Here is a 21,928-nt window from a genome sequence, read left to right on the forward strand (position 1 = left end):
GCTACGCCGCAGCGCAGACAAACCCGTTGCCCTTGCGCTTGATCTTCCCCACCGACGGTGACGGGAAATGCGCGGTGCAGCACAGTGTGTCGGTGTCGCAATAGCGCTCCAGGAAGCTGCGGCGCGTGGTCGCCGCCCGCGCCTGGTCGACGTCGAACTTCACTGACATCTCCGGATAGAGCGTCTGGATCGGCGAATGCATGAGATCGCCACTGAAGACAGCGTCATCCTTGCCGCGGCCGAAGGTGAAGGCGACGTGGCCGGGCGTGTGGCCCGGTGTCGGCAGGATGCGGACGTGATCGCCGATCTGATGATCGTTGCCGACGATCTCGTGCCGCTTGGCTTCGACCACCGGCAGCACGCTGTCCACGAAAGGCGGCACTTCCGCCTTCGCGTTCTGAGCCGACCAATGGTCAAACTCCTGCTTGGCGAAGACGTAGCGCGCCTTCGGGAAGGTCGGCACCCAGCGGCCGTTCTCGAGCCGCGTGTTCCAGCCGACGTGATCGACGTGGAGATGCGTGCACATCACGAAGTCGATGTCGTCAACGGAAAAGCCGGCGCCGGCGAGCCCGCGCAGATAGGTGTCGTCCGTCTTCATGTTCCATTTCGGCCGCTGCGGCCGCGGCTTGTCGTTGCCGATGCAGCTGTCGACCAGGATGGTGTGGTGCGGCGTCTTGATCACATAGGATTGGAAGCAGAGGATCAGCGTATCCTGCTCGTCCAGCGCTTTCGCCTTACGCATCCATGCGCGGTTCTCGGCCAGCACCTCCGGTGTCAGCCCGGGCAACATCTCCAGCGCCGGCAGGAAGGTTGTCTCCTGCTCGATGACGCGATGAATGGTAAGATCGCCGACCGAGAATTTGAGGCTCATGAGAACTCCCGCGATTTACGCAGCCGGCGGCACCGAGATTTTCACGGAGGGCCGCTCCAGCATCTTCTGGTGGAAGGCGTCGAGCTTCGGATAGGCCTTGCGCCAGCCGCAGTCGGCGAAGCGGAAATCGGCATAGCCGAGCACGCAGACGAGGCCGATTTGCGAGATGTCGAACGGCCCGTTGAGGACATCAGGCATGCTCTCGAAGCGCGCCATTCCGGTCCAGGCCCGGTTCCAGTGGTCGTCCGACCACGCCTGCCATTGCAGGCCTTGCGGCCGCACCATCTTCTCGTAGCGGCAGAGCAGCATGGAATCGAGCATGCCGTTGATCAGGGAGTGGTTGGTCTTGGCCTTCCAGCGCCGCGGACCGTAATCCGGGATCAGGCTGCCGCCGACCATCTCGTTGAGATATTCGACGATGACGTAGGAATCGAGGATCACGTCACCGTCATTGGTGATCAGCACCGGCAGCTTCTTCAACGGCGTGATGCGCGAATAGTCCTCGTTGGCCTGCCCCGGTGCAACGGTCGCGGGCGTGAATTCGATCTTGTCGATCAGCCCGAGCTCGATCGCAGCGATGCGCACCTTGCGCGCGAAGGGTGAGGCGGCGGAGAAGGTGAGTTTCATTTCAAGTATCCGTCAATGAACCGATTTGTCTCGTCATTGCGAGGAGCAAAGCGACGAAGATTCCATGGGGAGTGGATAGCGACCAGGTCTGAGGCCAGACTGAGGTTGCTGACCCCCTCAACCTGGAGACGACGATGTTGCTCGATCATCCTTCCGACGGACCGACCGCTATCCGGACGCAGTTTGGCGCAATTTTTGTGTCTTTGGAACTGAGCCGTTCGACGTGGGTGATTACGTCACTTTCGCCTGGTACGGGCGAGAAGATGTCCAGGCACAGCGTCACGGCCGGCGATACGGCTGAGCTGATGAAGCTGTTTGCGGAACTCAGGCGCAAGGCGGAGGCCAGGACCCGCGAGAGCTATCCGATCATCACGATCCAGGAAGCTGGGCTGGACGGGTTCTGGCTGCACCGTGTTCTGCAACAGAACGGCATTGAGAGCCACGTGGTCGATCCCGCCTCGATTGCGACGTCGCGACGGCGGCGGCGGGCCAAGACTGACAGGCTCGATGGCGAGGCGCTGTTGCGGGCGCTTCTGGCCTACAAGCGCGGCGAGCCGCGGGTCTGTGCGATGGTGGTTGCGCCCTCGCCTGAAGAGGAGGACCGGCGCAGGCTGTGTCGCGAACGAGCGACGCTGATCGCCGAGCGCATCACGCATGTGAACCGGATCAAGGGTCTTCTGTTCGCGCAGGGGATATCCGACTACGTGCCGCTGCGGCGCAATCGGCGGGCGCGGCTTGAGGCCTTGCGCACGGGCGACGGGCGGGAGCTGCCTTCGCATTTGAAGGCGCAGATCGGCCGCGAGCTCGATCGGGTCGAACTGCTTCTGGAACAGATCAAGGCGGTCGAGGCCGCGCGAGATGCTCTGCTGGCCGCAGCCCGGAAGCCTGCAGACAAGAACGCTGCAGACAAGGTCGCGCCGGATCCGGTGGCGATGCTGCTGGCCTTGAAAGGGCTCGGCGCCAACTTTGCGGCCGTGCTCTGGTCGGAGGCGTTCTACCGGCAGTTCTCCAACCGCCGCCAGGTCGCCGCCTATGCGGGGCTTGCGGCGACGCCGTGGCAAAGCGGAGGCATCCGGCACGAGCAGGGCGTGTCGAAGGCCGGCAATCCCAGGCTGCGGACCACAATGATCCAGCTCGCCTGGCTGTGGATACGTCACCAGCCGCAGTCGGCCCTGACGCGCTGGTTCAAGGAGCGAAGCCCGCAAGGCCGCAAGCGCGCGATCGTGGCGCTGGCGCGCAAGCTTCTCGTGACCTTGTGGAAGTATGTCACCGCGGGCGAGACCATCGAGGGGGCCGTGATGAAGCCCGCCGCCTGATCCGGACCGCACCAAGCGGCGTGCTTCGCCGCCCGCGCGCAACGAAAGAACCATAACCCATCTGCCGAGGCCCGATCAGTCTCGGAAGATCCGGGTGGACGAACCGATGGATTGCATGGCTTCAAACGCCGCAACGAAGAATGGCCTCGTCCTCTCGAGCCTGCCCGCCGCAAGCGGAATCGTGGTGCAGTCGCCTTGTGCGACGACCGAATGTGAGTTTGATCTGGCAAGCAACCCAGATCGTCGAACCGGCTCGACCCTTGGATCGCAAATGCGAGGATGGCAGATGCCCTGACAGAACCGCCAACGCGAGGAGCTCCTATCGGCCCAACGCACCAAGCATGATGGCGTGCTCGCTCAACTCAAGGCCAAGCCGCTTCGCGGCGGCCCTAACAGGCCGGCCTTGACTTGATCTGCGCGCGCCATCCTGCAGAACCCGCGGTCGGGACGAAGAGGTGGCTGCAGTCGAACAAAAAGGTGACTGCTCATCCTTGACACACACATTCCCCATGTGAGCAATCCAGGCTGTCGCCGCGGAGGGATTCTGGATTGCTTCGCTTCGCTCGCAATGACGGTGTGGCGGTGGTGGTGATCGCCTACGCCGCAACGATCTCCTGGCGCTGCTCGCCGAGGCCCTCGATGCCGAGCGTCACGATGTCGCCGACATTGAGGAAGGTCGGCGGCTTCATGCCGAGACCGACACCGGGCGGGGTGCCCGTGGTGATGATGTCGCCGGGCAGCAGCGTCATGAACTGCGAGACGTAGGAGATGCACTTGGCCATCGAGAAGATCATGGTCTTGGTCGAGCCGGTCTGGCGGCGCTGGCCGTTGACGTCGAGCCACATCGACAGGTTCTGCACGTCCTTAATCTCGTCCTTGGTGGCGAGCCACGGTCCAACCGGGCCGAACGTGTCGTGCGACTTGCCCTTGGTCCACTGACCCAGGCGTTCGGTCTGGAAGTTGCGCTCGGACACGTCGTTGCAGACGCAATAGCCGGCGACGTAATTCAGCGCGTCAGCTTCCGAGACATATTTGGCGCGGGTGCCGATGATCGCGGCGATCTCGACTTCCCAGTCGAGCTTGGTCGAGCCGCGCGGCTTCTCGACCGCGTCGTTCGGGCCAGAGAGGGACGTGTTCGCCTTCATGAAGATGATCGGCTCGGTCGGGATCGCAGCGCCGGTTTCCTTGGCGTGGTCGCTGTAGTTGAGGCCGATCGCGACGAATTTCGAGATACCGGTGACGGGCGCGCCGAACCGCGGCTTGCCGGAGACGGCGGGCAGCGAGGCCGGGTCGATGGCGGCCAGCTTCTTCAGGGTATCAGGCGAATAGGCCTCGCCGGTCAGGTCCTTCACATGCGCCGACAGGTCGCGCACCTGGCCGGATTTGTCGATCAGGCCGGGCTTTTCCGCACCCTTTTCGCCGTAACGAACAAGCTTCATTCTCGTTTCTCCCTGGGATGGACCGATCGGTTGAATAGCTTCATGGAACAGGGCGGCGGGAAATTCAACCGCTCAAAGCGTGCCGCATTGCAGCCCCTCCTTTGTAGGGTGGGCAAAGGAGCGAAGCGACGTGCCCACCAATTCTCTTGGTCGTCTGGGGATGGTAGGCACGCTTCGTTTTGCCCACCCTACGATTGCAGCGCCACAAACCTGAACGCGTCCCCGTCCCGCCTGATGTGCCCGGCGGAAAAATGCCCGCCGATCACCAGCGTCGGCGTGTCGGCAAACCGACCGAACAATTCGCGCCGCGTCACGGCCGATTGTGTCTGGTCGGAATCCGCGGTCGAGGACCAGCCGAGATGCGCCATCTGGCAGGGGTGGTGTGCGACGTCGCCGGTGAGCAGCCCCTGCTCGCCGTCCGATTGGATCAGGATGCTCATGTGGCCCGGGCTGTGACCCGGCGTTGGGATCATGCGGATCTCCTCGCAGAGCCGATGGTCGCCCGGGATCAGCTCGGCCCGATCGGCAGCAACGATCGGTTTCACGGAATCGTTGAACACGGCCTGCTTGTCCGGCTCGGTCGAATGGTCGCGCCAATGCTCGTATTCGGTCCTGCCGAAGACGTAGCGCGCCTTCGGGAAGGTCGGCACCCATTTGCCGTCGACGAGCTTCGTGTTCCAGCCGACATGGTCGACGTGAAGATGCGTGCACAGCACGGTGTCGATGCTGTCGGGAGCAAAGCCTGCCGCCATCATCGTCTCCAGGAACGGCGTGGTGCGGTTATTCCAGGTCGGGACATTGCGGCCCTGCTTGTCGTTGCCGAGGCCGGTATCGACCACGATGCGCCGGTGAGGGGTTTCCACCACCAGCGAGTGGATCGACATTTTCAGCCGGCCCTCTTCGGTGGCGAAATCCGGAATCAGCCAGGCAGCTTCTGGATTTCTTCGTTGCTCGCCAACGGCAGGATGAAGCGGGTCGAGCCGACCGTCTCCAATTCCACCACCCTGGTGATTTTGACCCTGCCGACCTTCCACTGCATGCGGCGTATCCCCATGTTCTTGCTTTGGCGCCGAAAGATGCGGTTTTCCGCGCCTGATCGCAATGGATCATCTGACGGCGTGCCGCGTTGTCGCGGGAACCCAGGAGCGAGACGATGCCAGAGCTTGCGATTTCCGCCGAAAAGGTCGCCTTCATCATCGAAAAGGCCCGCGAATTCGACGTCAAGGAAGCGGCGTCCGATCCGGACTCGGGCTCGAATCCCCCCGACGATGATGAGATCGACGTTCTCGAGGACACCAATTCGGATCCGGTCGCACGCGAGTTGGCCGGCTTCATCAGCGCGATGAACGAGGACGAGCAGCTCGACCTCATTACGCTGATGTGGCTTGGCCGCGGCGATGGCTCCGTCGATGAGTGGGACGATTTGCGCGCCCGCGCGCTCGAGGCGCGCGCCGAATACAAGGCTCCTCGTCGCGAAGCGGTGCAATATCTGCTGGGCGAGCCGATGCTGGGCGATCTGCTGGCCGACGGGCTCGACGAACTCGGCATCGACTGGACCGACGAGCGGACCACCGCTGATTCCTCCGGTCCCAGCGAACGGGACGAGGATGAGCTGACGAAACAGCGGTGATCGTCATTGTTCACCTCGCCCCGCTTGCAGGGGCGAGGGAGAGCACCTGCAATCGCGGTTACAGCGTCCCGGGGAAGGCGCCGCCATCGAGCAAAATGTTCTGGCCCGTGATGAAGCCGGCCCGGGAGCCGCACAGGAAGGCGCAGGCATAGCCGAACTCGTCGGGATCGCCGAAGCGGCCCGCGGGGTTGAGCTTGGCGCGCTCGGCCAGGATCTGATCCGGCGTGATGCCGCGCTTCTCGGCTTCGGCCTTTGCGGTGCCGCGCAGACGATCGGTCTCGAACGGGCCCGGCAGCAGGCCGTTGATGGTCACGTTGTTGATCACCGTTTTGCGCGAGAGGCCAGCGATGAAGCCGGTGAGGCCGGCGCGTGCGCCGTTGGAGAGGCCGAGGATGTCGATCGGCGCTTTCACCGCGGCCGAGGTGATGTTGACGATGCGGCCGAACTTGCGCGCCATCATGCCGTCCACGGTCGCCTTGATCAGCTCGATCGGCGTCAGCATGTTGGCGTCGATCGCCTTGATCCAGTCGTCGCGGGTCCAGTTGCGGAAGTCGCCGGGCGGCGGCCCGCCGGCGTTGTTGATCAGGATGTCCGGCTCGGGGCAGGCCTTCAGCACGGCCTCGCGGCCCGCCGGCGTCGTGATGTCGCCGACGATCTCGGTGACTGTCACGTCCGGATAGGCTTTGCGGATGTCGTCGGCCGTCTTCTTCAAGGCCTCGGCGCCGCGCGCAGTCAGCGTGACATGAACGCCCGCTTCGGCAAGCGAGATGGCGCAGGCGCGCCCCAAGCCCTTGCTGGATGCGCAGACGATGGCGCGGCGACCTTTGATCCCAAGATCCACTGTTTCACTCCCGTAATGTCAGGCAGGTTTTCGATGCCGCCACTCTATCGAACCTTGGCGCCGCTGATAAGGGACGGGCTCGCATCAAAATGCATGCGCGCTTGCGCGGCGATGCAAATGCGCCTGATCAGATGCGCCGTTCCTGCTTGAGGCGGTCGATCGTGGCCGCAGCCTCCGGCGGCAGCGACTTGAAGCCCATCTGGCCGACCGTCGAGAACAGCGGCCGCAGATGCGAGCCGGCGAGGAAGGGCGGCTGGTGGTTGGCCGGCACGATCCGGTCGAACACCAGCACCAGCGTGGTCGCGACAAGGCCGACCCTGATGGCACCGAGCGCGGCGCCGCCGAGGCGGTCGCCGATACCGGCCTCGCCGATGGTGTCGTTCAGCGCGATGCGGCCGATATGCCCGAACAGCATGCCGACCACCACGAAGATGCCGAAGAACCATATCCAGTTCTGCAGCAGCGGCGAGTTCGGATTGCTGGTAATCTGCGGTGCAATGAGCGGCATCAGCGCAACCGCGATGGGCGCGGCGAGGAGATAGGCGAGGATGGTCATGGCGCTGCGGAGCAGGCCGGTCCTGAAACCGAAACCGACCGCGATCGCGAGCGCCGCATAGACCGCGAGATCGAAGCTGTTCATGAGCGGGAGCCTGCCATGGAACGAATGAACGCCGAACCGATCATTCCGGTTTCAGATCGCTAAAATCGTCTGTATTGATGGGCTCCAAAAGCTCAAGGGTTGCGCCAATGTCAGACTTATTCGACGTCAGTCAAGAAACCGTCCTCGTGACCGGCGCGAGCCAGGGGCTGGGGCGGCAGTTTGCCCGGGTTTTGGCGGCACATGGCGCAGCCGTCGCGCTCGCGGCGCGGCAAACGGACAAGCTGAAGAGTCTCGAAGAGGAGATCCGCGGCAAGGGCGGCCGTGCGGCGGCGGTCGCGCTCGATGTCACCGACACCGCCTCGATCGCCAGGGCGGTTGATGCAACGGAAGCCGCGCTCGGCCCCGTCACGGTTCTGATCAACAATGCCGGCATCGCCATCGAGAAGCTTGCGACCGAGCAGACCGAAGCTGATTGGGACGCGGTGATCGGCGCCAATCTCAAGGGCGCCTATTTCCTCGCGACCGAAGTCGCGCGGCGCATGATCGCGCGCCAGCAGGAAGGCAACATCGTCAACATCGCCTCCGTGCTCGGCACCGGCGTCCTGAAGGCGGTCTCACCCTACGCGATCTCCAAGGCCGGCATCCTCCAGGCGACCAAGGCAATGGCACTGGAGCTTGCAGGGCAAAACATCCGCATCAACGCACTCGCGCCCGGCTATATCGACACCGAGATGAACCACGCGTTCTGGTCGACACCGCCCGGCGAGCGTCTGACCAAGCGCATCCCGCAGCGCCGCGTCGGCGCCGAGTCCGATCTCGACGGCGCCATCCTGCTGCTGGCGTCGAAGGCATCGCGGTACATGACGGGGAGTGTGGTGACGGTGGATGGCGGGTTCTTGTTGAATTGAACTCTTTCTTCACCTCGCCCCGCTTGCGGGGAGAGATCGCATCGCATCGAAGATGCGATGCGGGTGAGGGGGACTCTCCGCGAGTCCGCCTCTCACCGTTTTCGCGGATAGAGGCCCCTCACCCCAACCCTCTCCCCGTAAGAACGGGGAGAGGGAGAAGAACTACCGCATCTCCGCCCGGATCATATCCGCCGCCTTCTCGCCGATCATGATGGTCGGCGCATTGGTGTTGCCGCCGATCAGCGTCGGCATGATCGAAGCGTCCACAACGCGTAAGCCTTCGACGCCGTGCACCTTCAACGCCGGATCGACCACGGCCATCGCGTCGGTGCCCATCTTGCAGCTGCCGACGGGGTGATAGACGGTGTCGACGCGCTCGCGCAGCAGTGCGCGGATGTCGTCGTCGGTACGCACGTTGGCGGTGAACATGTCCTTGGTCTGGAGCGCGCGTAGCGAAGGCGTCTCCATCAGGCGGCGCGTGGTCTTGAAGCCCGCGACCATGGTCTCCAGATCATCCGCTTCGCCAAGGAAATTCGGGTCAATCAGCGGCGCTTGCATCGCATCGCGGCTTGCAAGCGAAACGTTGCCGCGGCTCTTCGGCCTGAGCAGGCAGACGTGACAGGAGAAGCCGGTGCCGCCATGGCGCTTGCGGCCGTGGTCGTCGACCATGGCCATGCCGAAATGCAACTAGATATCGGGAATGGCGAGGTTGCGCTGCGTCTTCAGGAAGCCGCCGCATTCGGCGAAGTTGGAGGTGAGGGGGCCGCGCCGTTCCCTGCGGTATTGCAGGATGGCGCGGATCAGCCGCGGCATGCCCTTGAGCGAGATGCCCGCGAAATTGGGATTGTCGGACATGTAGCCGAAGATGAAGTCGGGATGATCCTGCAAATTCTGTCCGACGCCTGGCAGATGATGCAAGCTCTCAATGCCGTGTTCACCGAGCGTGGCCGCATCGCCGGCGCCTGACAGCATCAGCAGCTGCGGCGACTGGAACGCGCCGGCGGCCAAGATCACCTCGCGTCGCGCGCGAAGCTGTTTCAATTCCTTGCCCTGCCGGTACTCGACGCCGACCGCGCGCCTGCCCTCGAACAGGATGCGCGTGGCATGCGCCTGCGTCTCGACGCGCAAATTGGCGCGCTTGCCGATGTGCGGATGGACATAGGCGCGCGCCGCGCTCCAGCGCTCGCCGTTCTTCTGCGTCACCTGGTAGATGCCGAGGCCTTCATGGTCGTCGCCGTTGAAATCCTCGCGGAGGCGGAACTGTCCTTCTTGCGCTGCCTGCAGGAAGATCTGCTGCACCGAATTGCCGGAGCGCAGCTTGTTGACGGCGAGGGGGCCGTCCTTGCCGTGATATGCGCCGTCGAAATCGGAATTATTCTCGGCGCGCTTGAAATACGGCAGCACGTCCGTATAGGCCCAGCCGGTGTTGCCGAGCGAAGCCCAGTGGTCGTAGTCGGAGCGGTGGCCGCGAATATAGACCATGGCGTTGATCGCCGAGGAGCCGCCGAGCCCTTTTCCGCGCGGCTGGTAGCCAATGCGGCCGTTCAGCCCCTTCTGCGGCACGGTGTTGAAGGCCCAGTTGTTGACGGTGCCCGCCACCATCAGCACCAGCGCGCCCGGCGTGGTCACGACCCAGTTGTCGCAAGCACCGCCGGCATCGAGCAGCGCCACCGATGTTCCCACGTCCTCCGACAGACGTCCCGCCACAGCACAGCCGCCCGAGCCCGCGCCCACGACGACGAAATCGAATGTATTGGTCACTTATGTTTCCCCCTGCAATTTTCCTCTTCTCGTCATTCCGGGGCGCGCGCAGCGCGAACCCGGAATCCATCCATCCGCATGATTGGTGGCGAGATGGATTCCGGGTTCGCGCTGGCGCGCGCCCCGGAATGACGGGTGGCTACGACATGAACCGCATCAGCTTCTCCAACCGCGCGATCTTGCCGCCATAGGGCGGATAGAGGTCGGCGAGGCGGTTGAATTTCGAGCGGTAGAACACCGGCTTCAGCTTGCTGAACGTGCGAAAACCCCACTCGCCGTGATAGGCGCCGGTGCCGGAGGCGCCGACGCCGCCCATCGGCTGGTTGATTTGCGTGAAGTGGAACAGGCAGTCGTTGACCGTGACGCCGCCGGAGACGGTGCGCGACAGCACCTCGTCGCGCGCGGTGCGGTCCTTGCCGAACCAGTACAGCGCCAGCGGCCGGTCGCGCCGGTTGACGAAGGCGATCGCCTCAGCCGGCTCACGATAGCCCAGCACCGGCAGCACGGGCCCAAAGATCTCCTCCTGCATCACCGCCATCGCTTCGGTCGCGCCGACGATCAGCGTCGGCGGGAATTTGCGATGCGCCTTCCAGTTGGGATCGTCGGGCTTTGCCGGTTGCAGGATCTTGGCGCCGCGCTGTGCCGCGTCCGCGACGAGGCCTTCGAGCCGGGCATAATGCCGGTCGGAGATGATCGAGGTGTAATCCTTGTTGGCGGGATCGGTGCCGAACATGCGCCGCATCTGCGCGCGCACCTTCTCGGCGATGGCCTGCAACGAGCGCTCCGGCACCAGCAAATAATCCGGCGCGATGCAGGTCTGCCCGGCATTGAGCAGCTTGCCGTAGGCGATGCGCTCGGCCGCCTCGTCGAGATCGGCGGACGCATCGATGATTGCCGGCGACTTGCCGCCAAGCTCGAGCGTCACCGGCGTGAGATTGCGCCCCGCGGCCTCCGCGACCAGCCGCCCGACCCGGGTCGATCCGGTGAACACCAAATGATCGAACGGCAGGCTCGCAACGGCCTTTGCGATCTCGTCCTCGACACCAGTGACGAGTATCTCCGTGGCATCGAACCTCTGGGCGACCATCTCCTTCAGCAGCGCCGAGAAGTGAGGGACCAGCTCGCTCGGCTTGATGATGACGAGGTTGCCGGCGGCGAGCGCGCCGATCGCGGGCGCGAGCGTGAGCTGGAGCGGATAATTCCAGGGCGCGATGATGCCAACCACGCCGAGCGGCTGCGGGATCAGCCGGTTGCGCGCGGGCAGGAATTGCAGCGCGGTCGCCACCCGCCGCGGCGCCATCCAGGTTTTCAAATGTTTGGTCGCATCCCGGATTTCGGAGAATACCAGCATCGTCTCGGCGATGGTCGTCTCCACAGCCGAGCGGTGGCCGAAATCGGCCGAGATCGCCTGCCGGAAGCGTTCCTCGTTATCGGCGACCACCGCGCGCAGCCGCGCCAGCCGGTCGAGCCGCTCGGCCATCGTCGCGGCCGGTTCGGCCCGCGACCGCGCGACCATGGCATGGAAGGCGTCCTCGAGCGCCCGCAGCGGGGCGCTGGTCAGGGATCGGTCCAAGGATGGCTCCAAGGCGTTGCTCCCTAAAATGATGTTTTTCCGCTGTTTTGCTGCCGCAGGCTGGCCCTTTGTGGAACTTCTGGCAAGAGCGCGCCGAACGGGCCGAAATTCGGCCCATCTGCCTGTCATAAAGTCGAAAAAAACGTCCCCGCAGCCCTTTCCAAAGGCAGCCCGGGTTGGTACATACCGCCCGCACCCGACGGGCTTTGCCCCGGGGTTGCCTTCCAAGGAAGCCTTTGGGACGCGAGAGCAAGCCACGCGAGCAGCGCCGGCCCTCATCCATCGTCCCCGGCATTTTGGCGAAGGCGCGCAACGGTTTAACGCGGGGTGGAGCAGCCCGGTAGCTCGTCAGGCTCATAACCTGAAGGTCATAGGTTCAAATCCTATCCCCGCAACCAAGTTGGTAAAAGAAACCCGGCAATCTCAATAGATTGCCGGGTTTGTCTTTTGGCCCAGTGTCCAATCGCAATGACATCAATCACTTGGCTCACAGGTTCAAATCACCCGCAACCAAGCGCAGTCGGCAGGCGACGTGTCCGGATGTGGGTGTGCCTCCGGTTGGTTCGGCACCGCAAGGCATACGCCGCGACTTGCCGTTGTATCCGGGGACCGCTTCGCTCACACGGGGCCGGCCGACGCCGCCAGACGGATCATCATCCACGGCGCACTTACCTTCGTCGCGTCGGTCTGCCGGATGCTACAACATTAGCACGATCCAAAGGAGAGATCGCGGTTCCGCAATCTTCCTCGGCGGATAGCCCACCGTTCATGACTATAGCGCATGACACGATCGAGCGCCGCCCGCGAACCCAGCGTTTTCCCGGGCATGCAGGCGATGACAGCATTCCGGTCCTCGATGCCTTGCTCATCAACGATCCATGTCCGCAGTTCCTCACCGGCAAGCCGAGCGGCGATCCGGTCAGGCGTCGGATCAATGTCGTTTGACACCATCACGTTCATCACTATCCGGCCGCCCGGTGCCAAGCGCGAGCGGATTGCGTCGCAGGTCTCGGCATCGAACTCATCCGTAAACCGAAATCCCGGTCCACCGACGTCGACCGCAATGCCGTCGTAGTAGGTGCGATCATCGAGCACGAATTTCCGAAAGTCGGAGACAATGCAGGGCAATTCGTCCGGCAGGTCGAAAAACTTGTGTGCAAGTACGAAGCTGATCGGGTTGTTGTCGACGATGGTCAACCTCTTCCCAAGACGCGACAGTCTTGTCGCAAGATTTCCTCCGCCGCAGCCCAAAACGAGGATTTGTTCGGAGCACGACAGTAGTTCATCCATGAGCTTGACGTAGGTGAATACGCTTTCGCCATCGGGCGTTGCCTGGCTTTGCCTGACGCCTTCCTCGAAGTACACGCGTGTTCCGTCCCAGGAACACTCAACGATTTCGATCTGCCCGTTCCTGCCTTGATAACGTCCCAGCAATTTCACGGCAGACAACCACGGTAAGAGTTGAGCATTATAATACATGCACCAAACATCTATTATCATGTGATGCGCGGTACGCCAATTGTTTCGGGAATTGCACATAATGTTTCCGTATCCTTGAGAGAAAATCGGGTGCACGGGCTCGACACCCTCGGTTCGTTCTAATGAATCAAATTTTCAGTTGATATATTTTGCATCTAAACTGATGCTTGAAACAATAATTTGGATAGCATAGATGTATCGAATGCAAATCCCACTGGAGGCGGCCATTTCATGATTACGGCCAACCAACTCAGGGCGGCCCGTGCGCTCCTGAATATAGATCAGCGGCAAACTGCCGATCTTGCAGATCTTTCAGTCCCTACCATCCAGCGCATGGAAGCGAGCGACGGCGTTATCCGCGGGAACGTCGATTCTCTGATGAAGCTGGTTTCCGCGCTGGAGAATGCGGGGATCGAATTGATCAATCCGGGCGTTACGAGCTCAGCCGGTGGCCGCGGCGTTCGCCTCAGGGAACACGTTACAAAGCCAAAGATGAAGAACGTGAAGCAGTCCAAGCCCTCGCCGCGGCGGACTTTGGAGCGGACTCGATAAATAACGTGGTTCTCGAACAACGGATTTCCGGATCGAAGACGATGAAAAGCGCTCAAAGAAAATATTCTCGCAAGCGGACTTTGGCGCCCTAAGACGCTCAGACTGCATAATCAAAATCAATACGCGGCGCCGGTCGCGGCATGTGCGTTTGCTTCGAAACTGGCCACGCAGACGCTCATCAGCGCCGACCACAATATGGGCGCGGCAGCGCAGGGGCCGAGATGCCCGTTCAGCGCCACAAGGATGTCGGGAGGCAGCTACAGGGCAAACGACGCGCATCCGAGAGATGCAAGAAAGAGACAGATGGCGAGCATGCCGGCTGAACGATCCGGCTCGGAAGACGACATCGGGTGCGAAGCGTGGCGGATTCGCGTAGTCGTCAATGTAACATAGCGGTGCTTTGTCAGGCTCCCCTGCGGCGAACACCACGTAGATCAATGGCAGCAACGAGATCAATGAGACCACCGGGGTGCGACCGGATACGCTGGAATCATTATCCCGATATTGTACGAAAAGGGCCACCAACGGAGTGATCATAAGGACTATTGCGGCATGAACGCACCCCGCGATCAAGCCGGCTTGGAATAGCCGAAGTCGTCTGCAGAGCCCTCAAGCGGAAGTGGCGCTTTTTGCCGTTCGATCGAGCAGGGAAAGAAGTCCCTGCAAAATCGTAACGGGCGGTGGCGGACAGCCCGGAATATGAAGATCGACGGGAACGATTTGCGAGACCCCTCCGACCACCGCGTAGCTGCCGGCAAAACACCCGCCATCTCGTGCGCAGTCTCCGAGGGCAATGACCCATTTCGGGTCCGGGGTCGCATGATAGGTTCGCTCCAGTGCATCGCGCATGTTTTTGGTCACGGGCCCCGTGACCAAGAGAACGTCGGCGTGGCGTGGCGAGGCGACGAAGCGGATACCAAAACGTTCGACATCGTAATAGGCATTGCTCAGCGCATGGATCTCCAGCTCGCAACCATTGCATGACCCGGCATCGATTTCGCGAATCGAGAGGCTTCTACCGAGCCGTCGCCGTGCGGCACGCTGCAAGGCCGTGGCGAGTTCTTCGACGGCGGCCTCGTCGAGCGCGGGAGCCTGCTCCGTGAGCGGGCCCCGGAACAAACTTTGAAAGAGAAGTTTGCGCATCGTCTCTCCTACTGGTCCTGCCCGGAATAGGAACAGTTGAACGATTTGTTGCAGAGCGGGAAGTCGGCGACGATGTTGTTTTCGATGGCCGCTTCGAGCAGCGGCCATTGAAACCAGGATGGATCGCGAAGATGGCAGCGGTCGGTCCGGCCACCGTCGATCCGGAGCCAGACCAGGATGTCGCCCCTGAAACCTTCGACCAGCGCCATGCCCTCGCGTGGCCCCGCCACGGAGGCGATCGGTACGCTCAGCGGGCCGCCGGGAAGCCGCTCCAGAACCTGATTTACCAAGGAAAGACTCTGCTCGACTTCCCGAATCCGGATCCAGATGCGGGCATTGACGTCACCCTCGTCGAGCACCGGCACCTCGAAACGCAGCTCGCCATACGGCGGATAGCCGGGAGCGCGACGGGCATCGAACGTCCTCCCGGACGCGCGACCCACATAGCCTCCCGCACCGTATTGTTTTGCCAGCACCGCCGTGACGATGCCGGTGTCGACGGTACGATCCTGGAGCGAAGCGGTGTTGTCGTAGAGTTCGACCAAGACGGGAAAGCGAACATGGACATTATCGAGCGCCGCACGGATGCTTGCCTGCCCCTTTTCGTCGAGATCGCGAACCACCCCTCCGGGAACGATGACGTCCCGCATCAGGCGGTGACCGAAGGCTGTGTTGGCTGCGCGGAGAATGTCCTCGCGCAGCACGTTGCAGTGGGCCTGCATCAAGCCGAACGACGCGTCGTTGCAGATCGCGCCGATGTCGCCGAGGTGATTTGCAAGCCGCTCAAGTTCGGCCAGCAGCACCCGCAGCCAGACCGCGCGATCTGGCACCTCCAATTGCAGGGCGGCCTCGGCGGCTTTCGAAAACGCATAGGCATAGGCGACGGTGCTATCGCCCGATACACGTCCGGCGAGTTGCGCGGCGCGCTCGATGCTGGCACCTCGCATCAGCCCTTCGATACCCTTGTGGGTGTATCCCAGCCGCTGTTCCAGCCGGACCACGGTTTCGCCGCTGGCGGTGAACCGGAAATGTCCGGGTTCGATAATGCCGGCGTGCACCGGACCGACCGCAATCTGGTGCAGGCCATCGCCTTCCGCCGGCAGGAAGCGGTAGGGCGAAGTCGTCGCCAGCCCGTCGATTCGATTTCCCAGCGGGGAGCGCACGCCCCAGCGGTTGTGATCGAGCCAGGGGCGGGTGTCGGGCAAGCCTTGCGCCGACAATCCGAACAGATCGCTGACCGTGCGCTCCAGCCGAAGCGCCGGCGGATGGTATTTGCCGACGGAAGGGTAAACGAGATTGGGGCAATCCAGGCTGACGACCGCGATATCAGTCGTATCCCGGTCCATGATCGCCATGTGTACGGTCGAGGGTTCACCCCAGAGGCCAATGAGGGTCCAGCGCCCCTGTGCCAGTTCGCTCGCTGCAAATTGCCAGACGGCAGCATCGACCACGACGCGCGGCCATGGATGATGCTGCTGGATCTTGCGGCCTTCCAGCATCAGGTCAATCAGCGATGGCATGTCGCGTTATTCCTTCGCTATCCAAGGAGACGAGCCACGTTCTGGAACCAGACGACGAGCGGCGCCGGCAGATAGATTCCCGCGCCCAGAACCAGTGAAAGATGCGCAAACATCGGCAGGTAGGAAGCTTCCGCCGACGCCGTGCTGCCGCGAGGCGCGCCGAAGGCGACGCTGGTCAGGCGCAACGTCAATGCGCCAAACGCCAGCAGAAGCCCGAACACCAGCACGATCGCCAGCAGCGGCTGCCGCGCGAAGGTCGAACTCACGACGAGAAATTCGCTCATGAAGATGCCTAGCGGCGGCAGCCCGGCGATCGCGACCACGCCCACTACGAAACCCCAGCCAAGCGCCGGGTGGGTGACCGTCAAACCGCGGATCCTGTTGATCCGCTGCGTGCCCTTGATCTGCGAGATATGGCCGACGGCGTAGAAGATCGCCGACTTGGTCAGGCTGTGCATCACCATGTGCAAGAGTCCGGCGAAATTAGCGAGCGGGCCGCCCATTCCGAACGCAAACACGATGATGCCCATGTGTTCGATCGAGGAGTAGGCAAACAGCCGTTTGATGTCGCGACGGCGGTAGAGCATGAACGCCGCGAAAACCAGCGAGACGAGTCCCATCGTCACCATCAGCGGCCCCGGGGCGATCGCGTTGGGATTGGCGGCGAGCATGATCTTGAAGCGTAGCAGCGCGTAGAGCGCGACGTTCAGGAGCAGGCCCGATAGCACGGCCGATATCGGGGTCGGACCTTCGGCGTGGGCATCGGGCAGCCAGGCGTGCAGCGGCGCAACACCAACCTTGGTTCCGTAGCCAAGAAACAGGAATATGAAAGCGACATTGAGGAGGGCGGGATCGAAGTCGGCAGCGTGCTGCATCAACAGCGTCCAGACCATGCCGTCCTGACCTTCGCCGACGATCGGCCGTGCCGCCATATAGACGAGGATCGTGCCGAACAGGGCGAACGCAATTCCGACGCTGCCCAGGATAAAATATTTCCACGCCGCTTCTAGGGCGGCGTGCGTGCGATAGATACCGACCATCAGCACCGTAGTTAGCGTCGCGATTTCGACCGCGACCCACATCAGGCCGATATTGTTCGACACGAAAGCCAGATTCATGCCGAACATCATGGTCTGGAACATGGCATGATAGAAACGCAGGTACACCGGCGTCAACCGGCCTGTCTCAAGTTCGTGCGCGATATAGCTCGCGCTGAAGATGCTGGTCGTCGATCCGACGAAGGTGTTGAGCACGATGAAAACGATATTGAGATCGTCGATCAGCACGTATGGCCCAGGCTGCGGTCGGTTGATGACGAAGAGGGAAAGCGCCGATAGAAAGGTCGCGAGGCTTGCAATGACGTTCAGCCGCGCCGTCAGCCGGTAGCCGGGCAGGATCGCCAGCAGTGCCGCCGAGCCGATCGGAGTCAGCAGCACCGCCGTCACAGGATCGAAGGAGGGCAAGTTCATCGGCGCTCGCCCCGGTAGTCATCCAGGGTGGAAACGTCGACAGAATCGAAGCGTTCGCGGATTCGGAACAGGAAGATGCCGATGACGATGAAAGCGATCAGGATCGAGAACGCCACGCTGATCTCGACGACGAGCGGCATACCTTTGGCACCGGTCGCCGCCAACACCAGTCCGTTCTCGAGCGACATGAATCCCACGACCTGACTGACGGCGTTGCGGCGCGTCACCATGACCAGAAGTCCGAGCAGTACGACCGACAGGGCGAAGGCGAGATCTTCGCGCGCCAGCGGATCGGCCTCGGCGGTCACGCGCAGCATCAGGACCATGGAGAGCGCGACCAACGCCATCCCGGCCAGCATGGTCGGGCCAATACCCACGGCTGACTCGATGTCGCGATGAATGCCGAGCTGCTTGACGATGCGATGCAGTGCCACCGGAATGACGATCGCTTTGAACACAAGGGCTATGGCCGCCGTGATGTAGAGATGAGGCGCGTGCTGAACAAAGGCTTGCCAGGCGACGGAAAGCGCAAGCACGACGGCGTGGAGGGCAAAGACGTTGAGCAGCGAATAAAGCCGGTCCTGGTACAGCATCATGAAGCTGATCAGAACGAGACCGCCCGCGAGCGTATGCGAGATATCGAAGGCGAGGCTGTGCATCTGCATCAGAAACTCCTCGATACGAATAGGAGGAGGGTTCCGAGCAAGCCCAGCATGAGGGCGGCCCCGAGGAATTGCGGAATGCGGAAAATTCTCATTTTGGCGGAGGCGGTCTCGAACAGTGCGAGCAGGAAGCCGGCGGCAGCGAGTTTGACGAGATAGGCGCCGGCGCCAACGGCGTATGCCAATGAACCGGTGCCAAACAGGGCGATCTTCCAGGGCAAGAACACGCAGGCGATCAGCGAGATGTAGAGCAGGAGCTTGAGAAACGCGCCGAATTCGATCATCGCGAGATGGCGGCCGGAATATTCGAGAACCATCGCCTCATGCACCATCGTGAGTTCCAGATGCGTGGCCGGGTTGTCGACCGGGATACGCGCGTTCTCGGCGAGCGCCACCATGATCAGTGCGATGACCGCCATTCCCAGTGACACCCGTAGTCCGACATAGGACGACGCCATGAAATTGGCCACCGTTGAAAGCTGGGTTGAGCCGGCAACAAGCGCCATGCAAAAGAAAATCAGCAGCATCGCAGGCTCCGCCAGTGCCGCGATCATGACTTCGCGGCTGGAGCCGATGCCGCCAAAACTGGTGCCGACGTCCATTCCCGCGAGCGCCAGAAAGAAGCGCGCGCTTCCGAGCAGAGCAACGATGGCGATCAGATCGGCGGTCCAGTTGAACAGCAGCCCTGTCGCAAAGGTCGGCACCAGGGCGGCGGCAACCCAGATCGCGGCAAAGGTCACATAGGGTGTCACGCGGAACAGCCACGAGGCGTTGTCGGCCAGCACCACCTCCTTGCGGAGCAAGCGCAGGAGGTCGCGATACGGCTGAAAGACCGACGCGCCCTGCCGCAGCACCAACCGCGCCTTGATCTTGCGCACGAAGCCGGTCAGCAGCGGCGCGAGCACGAGCACCAGCAGCATCTGCACACCCTGCACCACGATGTCCGAGATCACGACCATATCGCGAGCACCAGGAGCAAGGTGACGAGGGTGGCAAACACGAGACTGAGATATCGCCGGATGGTCAGGAACTGGACGCGGTTGAGCCGATCGGCTGAAACGCTGACCGCGCCCGCGATTGGTTGATACATTCCCTCCCAGACCAGATCATGCAGTTCGATCCGCAGCCGCGCCGGCCTGGTTTCTCCGGGTGCCGGCATGTCGACATGGTCGCGGGCGTGGAACACGAGTGTGCCGAAAACACGGCGGATCGGCTGTGCGAAGCTTCCGGCCGAATATTGGGCCGCAGGCGTCGGGTCGGAGAAACCGCAGCCCCAGGCGGGTCCCCGCCGCAGCGCATGCGAGGCGAAGCGATGGATAACGAAGACGGCCAAGGAAGCCGATATCGTGATGAATAGCATCACCAGCAATCCGTTGTACGAACTGCGGCTCTCCGCAATCGGCACGATTGAAAGCCAGGGTTCATTGGCCTGGATCGGCATGCGGCCACCGAGGATCTCGATCATGATCCGCGAAAGCGCATCGATCACCAGTCCCGGCAGGATTCCGGCCAGTAAGCAGATGGCGGCGAGGACGAACATGGCAGTGAGCGAGTAACGGTCGACCTCGTGGGCGGTTTGCGCGGCCGTGCTGCGCGGTCGCCCGAGAAACGTCACGCCAAACATCTTGACGAAGCATGCCGCGGCCAACGCAGCCGCCAGCGCCAATAGCGCGCCGACAGCGGGTACCGTGATCTTCAGCGCCCATTGCGGCAACTCCGGACTTTGCAGCACGGCCTGGAACATGAGCCATTCCGAAACGAAGCCGTTGAAGGGCGGCAATGCCGAGATCGCGACGCAGCCAACGAGAACGACGAAGCTGGTGAGCGGCATGCGATGAATGAGACCACCCAGCCTGTCCATGTCCCGCTCGCCCGTCGAGGTCAGGACCGCGCCGGCTCCGAAAAACAGCAGGCTCTTGAAAAAGGAATGATTGAGAACGTGAAACAGCGCCGCCGTGAAGGCCAACGCCGCCTCGAGCTTCAGCCCGTTGGCCTGGAAAGCCAGGGCGAGGCCGAGGCTGGCAAAGATGACCCCAACGTTTTCAATCGTACTATACGCGAGCAGGCGCTTCAGATCCTTTTCCATCATGGCGTAGAGGATTCCCATGACGGCGGTGATGCCACCGAGGATCAGCACGATCACACTTGCCCACCAGATCGGTTGTCCCAGCAGGTCGAAGATGACGCGAATAAAGCCGTAGATCGCGACTTTGGTCATGACGCCGCTCATCAGCGCTGAAACGTGGCTTGGCGCGGCGGGATGTGCGAGCGGCAGCCACACATGCAACGGCACAAGGCCGGCCTTTGAACCGGCTCCGAGCACCATCAGGATCAATACCAATGCCGCGGCGTACGGTGTGTGTTGGGCGGCGCGGATGGCCGCGAATCCGTAGTCACCCGTCGGTCCCGCCAGCAGGCCGAAAGCCAGCAGCAATGCGAGCGTGCCGAAGCTTGCCATCACCAGGTAAACATAACCCGCCTTCGCGTTGCCCGGTTCACGATGGTGCGATATGACCAGCGCCCAGGAGGCGAGCGACATGAATTCCCAGCAAAGCAGATAGGAAAACGCGTCATCCGCCAGGACCACAAGATTCATCCCGGCCAGAAAGGCAGGGAAGAAGGGAAGGACGCGGTGCGGCGCCGGATCGTGGTGGCCATAGCCAAGACCGTAAAGGCTGGCCGATGCGCCTCCCAGATTGACGACGACAAGGAAGAACGCCGCCAGCGCATCCAGGCGGAAATGGGCGCCAAGCCACGGCAGCCCGATCGGCAGGATCAGGTCGGAGACATTCAGAACGTCACCGACCAGATAGCGAATCGACCCGAACAATGCGACCAGGGAAACAGCCATAGTGACGCTGTAAACGATTGCCGTGGAACTCTTTGCGCGGCTCAGAACGATCGCAAGCCCGGCGATCCCCAACAATCCCGCGGCACATGACATCTGCAAAACGACGGGAGCCATCAAGCGCCGCCCCTCGTTCGATTCGATGCTTTGTGTTCTGGCTGATTGTCCAAATCGGCTTTAGCTGAACCCGAATTCATCTTCAGTCGCACGCCTCGTCCCTGCGAATTGCTGACGGCTCCTTCGTCGATCATCTCGATCCCGGCGGCGTCGAATGCGGCAATTAACTTGACCAGCGAATCGACATTGCCTCGGACTATCGTATGGCTTGCCTCCATTCGCTGGATTGTAGGCACGGAGAGTTTGGAGAGTGCTGCTAGCCGGCGCTGATCGATGCCGAGAAGCAGCCTGGCAGCCCGCAATTGAGCTGCCGTGATCATCGAAATCTGCGTCACCGTCGGGATCCCGGCCAATATCAAACATGATTTTTGTATCCTAACTAATGATGTAATATTGTCAATAAATGATATCTAGGATATCTATTCTAACGGATGCATTTGAAGCGCTGGGCTGCGGGTTTGCGGGGGCCGGGTATATCGATCACCGCGCGGCTTGAGCGAGACATTCTGCCCGCGCAGCAAACGGGCGTGCCCCAGAGTTTCTCAGGGCTGGTTGGAGGGCGAGAGGGTGC

At 62.2% G+C, this 21,928-nt stretch carries 18 protein-coding genes, 1 tRNA gene and 2 pseudogenes; 5 read left to right on the forward strand and 16 right to left on the reverse strand.

Annotation, left to right across the window (positions count from 1 at the left end; translation table 11 throughout):
- Position 1: 1 nt before the first annotated feature.
- Both IVB18_RS03325 and IVB18_RS03330 read right to left on the reverse strand, forming a co-directional pair.
- Positions 2-871, reverse strand: coding sequence for an MBL fold metallo-hydrolase (locus IVB18_RS03325; RefSeq protein WP_247987920.1), 870 nt, complete (start codon positions 869-871; stop codon positions 2-4).
- 15 nt (positions 872-886) lie between these two features.
- The gene (locus IVB18_RS03330; RefSeq protein WP_247987921.1) at positions 887-1,498 is read right to left on the reverse strand and encodes a glutathione S-transferase family protein; all 612 of its coding nucleotides are present in this window, start codon (positions 1,496-1,498) and stop codon (positions 887-889) included.
- A 134-nt stretch (positions 1,499-1,632) separates the two neighbouring features.
- On the opposite strand from IVB18_RS03330, the gene IVB18_RS03335 reads away from it, so the two are divergent.
- Entirely contained in the window at positions 1,633-2,814 is a 1,182-nt protein-coding gene (locus IVB18_RS03335) for an IS110 family transposase (RefSeq protein WP_247983422.1), read from the forward strand.
- Between the two features lie 596 nt (positions 2,815-3,410).
- On the opposite strand, the gene IVB18_RS03340 is transcribed toward IVB18_RS03335, so the two are convergent.
- Both IVB18_RS03340 and IVB18_RS03345 read right to left on the reverse strand, forming a co-directional pair.
- A complete protein-coding gene (locus IVB18_RS03340; protein WP_247987922.1) occupies positions 3,411-4,253 on the reverse strand; it encodes a fumarylacetoacetate hydrolase family protein in 843 nt (280 codons plus the stop codon).
- A gap of 188 nt (positions 4,254-4,441) precedes the next feature.
- Positions 4,442-5,292 (reverse strand): annotated as a pseudogene (locus tag IVB18_RS03345) (MBL fold metallo-hydrolase).
- Between the two features lie 114 nt (positions 5,293-5,406).
- Between IVB18_RS03345 and IVB18_RS03350 the strand changes: the two are divergent.
- A complete protein-coding gene (locus tag IVB18_RS03350) occupies positions 5,407-5,883 on the forward strand; it encodes a DUF3775 domain-containing protein (protein WP_247987923.1) in 477 nt (158 codons plus the stop codon).
- Positions 5,884-5,941: 58 nt separating this feature from the next.
- On the opposite strand, the gene IVB18_RS03355 is transcribed toward IVB18_RS03350, so the two are convergent.
- The gene (locus IVB18_RS03355; RefSeq protein ID WP_247987924.1) at positions 5,942-6,724 is read right to left on the reverse strand and encodes an SDR family oxidoreductase; all 783 of its coding nucleotides are present in this window, start codon (positions 6,722-6,724) and stop codon (positions 5,942-5,944) included.
- Between the two features lie 127 nt (positions 6,725-6,851).
- Complete coding sequence (locus tag IVB18_RS03360; RefSeq protein WP_247987925.1) at positions 6,852-7,364, reverse strand: CvpA family protein; 513 nt, start codon at positions 7,362-7,364, stop codon at positions 6,852-6,854.
- Between the two features lie 107 nt (positions 7,365-7,471).
- Between IVB18_RS03360 and IVB18_RS03365 the strand changes: the two genes are divergently transcribed.
- Positions 7,472-8,233, forward strand: coding sequence for an SDR family oxidoreductase (locus IVB18_RS03365; protein ID WP_247987926.1), 762 nt, complete (start codon positions 7,472-7,474; stop codon positions 8,231-8,233).
- Between the two features lie 162 nt (positions 8,234-8,395).
- Here the strand turns inward: IVB18_RS03365 and IVB18_RS03370 are convergent.
- Both IVB18_RS03370 and IVB18_RS03375 read right to left on the reverse strand, forming a co-directional pair.
- Positions 8,396-9,994 (reverse strand): annotated as a pseudogene (locus IVB18_RS03370) (GMC family oxidoreductase N-terminal domain-containing protein).
- 139 nt (positions 9,995-10,133) lie between these two features.
- The gene (locus IVB18_RS03375; protein WP_247987927.1) at positions 10,134-11,567 is read right to left on the reverse strand and encodes a coniferyl aldehyde dehydrogenase; all 1,434 of its coding nucleotides are present in this window, start codon (positions 11,565-11,567) and stop codon (positions 10,134-10,136) included.
- A 321-nt stretch (positions 11,568-11,888) separates the two neighbouring features.
- On the opposite strand from IVB18_RS03375, the gene IVB18_RS03380 reads away from it, so the two are divergent.
- Positions 11,889-11,965, forward strand: a tRNA-Met gene (locus IVB18_RS03380).
- A gap of 307 nt (positions 11,966-12,272) precedes the next feature.
- Here the strand turns inward: IVB18_RS03380 and IVB18_RS03385 are convergent.
- A complete protein-coding gene (locus IVB18_RS03385; RefSeq protein WP_247987928.1) occupies positions 12,273-13,046 on the reverse strand; it encodes a class I SAM-dependent methyltransferase in 774 nt (257 codons plus the stop codon).
- Positions 13,047-13,277: 231 nt separating this feature from the next.
- Here IVB18_RS03385 and IVB18_RS03390 point away from each other — a divergent pair, with 231 nt between their 5' ends.
- Positions 13,278-13,598, forward strand: a complete 321-nt coding sequence (locus IVB18_RS03390) for a helix-turn-helix transcriptional regulator (RefSeq protein ID WP_247987929.1) — start codon at positions 13,278-13,280, stop codon at positions 13,596-13,598.
- Between the two features lie 609 nt (positions 13,599-14,207).
- On the opposite strand, the gene IVB18_RS03395 is transcribed toward IVB18_RS03390, so the two are convergent.
- From IVB18_RS03395 to IVB18_RS03425, 7 genes are read right to left on the reverse strand one after another with little or no spacing between them, the layout of a single operon-like run.
- The gene (locus IVB18_RS03395; RefSeq protein WP_247987930.1) at positions 14,208-14,741 is read right to left on the reverse strand and encodes an NADH-quinone oxidoreductase subunit B family protein; all 534 of its coding nucleotides are present in this window, start codon (positions 14,739-14,741) and stop codon (positions 14,208-14,210) included.
- A gap of 8 nt (positions 14,742-14,749) precedes the next feature.
- Entirely contained in the window at positions 14,750-16,261 is a 1,512-nt protein-coding gene (locus IVB18_RS03400) for an NADH-quinone oxidoreductase subunit C (RefSeq protein ID WP_247987931.1), read from the reverse strand.
- A gap of 17 nt (positions 16,262-16,278) precedes the next feature.
- Positions 16,279-17,730, reverse strand: coding sequence for a hydrogenase 4 subunit F (locus tag IVB18_RS03405; RefSeq protein WP_247987932.1), 1,452 nt, complete (start codon positions 17,728-17,730; stop codon positions 16,279-16,281).
- Positions 17,727-18,389: a hydrogenase-4 component E gene (locus IVB18_RS03410; RefSeq protein WP_247991948.1), complete on the reverse strand. Its 663-nt coding sequence runs from the start codon at positions 18,387-18,389 to the stop codon at positions 17,727-17,729. Before IVB18_RS03410 ends, IVB18_RS03405 begins: the two co-directional genes overlap by 4 nt.
- Before the next feature lie 5 nt (positions 18,390-18,394).
- Positions 18,395-19,351, reverse strand: coding sequence for an NADH-quinone oxidoreductase subunit H (locus IVB18_RS03415; RefSeq protein WP_247987933.1), 957 nt, complete (start codon positions 19,349-19,351; stop codon positions 18,395-18,397).
- Complete coding sequence (hyfB, locus tag IVB18_RS03420; protein WP_247987934.1) at positions 19,342-21,357, reverse strand: hydrogenase 4 subunit B; 2,016 nt, start codon at positions 21,355-21,357, stop codon at positions 19,342-19,344. Before hyfB ends, IVB18_RS03415 begins: the two co-directional genes overlap by 10 nt.
- Positions 21,357-21,677, reverse strand: coding sequence for a helix-turn-helix transcriptional regulator (locus IVB18_RS03425; RefSeq protein WP_247991949.1), 321 nt, complete (start codon positions 21,675-21,677; stop codon positions 21,357-21,359). Before IVB18_RS03425 ends, hyfB begins: the two co-directional genes overlap by 1 nt.
- Between the last annotated feature and the right edge of the window lie 251 nt (positions 21,678-21,928).

Origin of the sequence: Bradyrhizobium sp. 186 (genome assembly GCF_023101685.1) — a bacterium.
Classification (GTDB): Bacteria; Pseudomonadota; Alphaproteobacteria; order Rhizobiales; family Xanthobacteraceae; genus Bradyrhizobium.

What these genes read in the sequence shown, in the direction of transcription:
- IVB18_RS03325 (WP_247987920.1), bottom strand. Translation starts at nt 871, where the DNA reads ATGAGCCTCAAATTCTCGGTCGGCGATCTTACCATTCATCGCGTCATC.
- IVB18_RS03330 (WP_247987921.1), bottom strand. Translation starts at nt 1,498, where the DNA reads ATGAAACTCACCTTCTCCGCCGCCTCACCCTTCGCGCGCAAGGTGCGC.
- IVB18_RS03335 (WP_247983422.1), top strand. Translation starts at nt 1,633, where the DNA reads ATGTTGCTCGATCATCCTTCCGACGGACCGACCGCTATCCGGACGCAG.
- IVB18_RS03340 (WP_247987922.1), bottom strand. Translation starts at nt 4,253, where the DNA reads ATGAAGCTTGTTCGTTACGGCGAAAAGGGTGCGGAAAAGCCCGGCCTG.
- IVB18_RS03350 (WP_247987923.1), top strand. Translation starts at nt 5,407, where the DNA reads ATGCCAGAGCTTGCGATTTCCGCCGAAAAGGTCGCCTTCATCATCGAA.
- IVB18_RS03360 (WP_247987925.1), bottom strand. Translation starts at nt 7,364, where the DNA reads ATGAACAGCTTCGATCTCGCGGTCTATGCGGCGCTCGCGATCGCGGTC.
- IVB18_RS03365 (WP_247987926.1), top strand. Translation starts at nt 7,472, where the DNA reads ATGTCAGACTTATTCGACGTCAGTCAAGAAACCGTCCTCGTGACCGGC.
- IVB18_RS03385 (WP_247987928.1), bottom strand. Translation starts at nt 13,046, where the DNA reads ATGTATTATAATGCTCAACTCTTACCGTGGTTGTCTGCCGTGAAATTG.
- IVB18_RS03390 (WP_247987929.1), top strand. Translation starts at nt 13,278, where the DNA reads ATGATTACGGCCAACCAACTCAGGGCGGCCCGTGCGCTCCTGAATATA.
- IVB18_RS03395 (WP_247987930.1), bottom strand. Translation starts at nt 14,741, where the DNA reads ATGCGCAAACTTCTCTTTCAAAGTTTGTTCCGGGGCCCGCTCACGGAG.
- IVB18_RS03400 (WP_247987931.1), bottom strand. Translation starts at nt 16,261, where the DNA reads ATGCCATCGCTGATTGACCTGATGCTGGAAGGCCGCAAGATCCAGCAG.
- IVB18_RS03405 (WP_247987932.1), bottom strand. Translation starts at nt 17,730, where the DNA reads ATGAACTTGCCCTCCTTCGATCCTGTGACGGCGGTGCTGCTGACTCCG.
- IVB18_RS03410 (WP_247991948.1), bottom strand. Translation starts at nt 18,389, where the DNA reads ATGCACAGCCTCGCCTTCGATATCTCGCATACGCTCGCGGGCGGTCTC.
- IVB18_RS03415 (WP_247987933.1), bottom strand. Translation starts at nt 19,351, where the DNA reads ATGGTCGTGATCTCGGACATCGTGGTGCAGGGTGTGCAGATGCTGCTG.
- hyfB (WP_247987934.1), bottom strand. Translation starts at nt 21,357, where the DNA reads ATGGCTCCCGTCGTTTTGCAGATGTCATGTGCCGCGGGATTGTTGGGG.
- IVB18_RS03425 (WP_247991949.1), bottom strand. Translation starts at nt 21,677, where the DNA reads ATGATCACGGCAGCTCAATTGCGGGCTGCCAGGCTGCTTCTCGGCATC.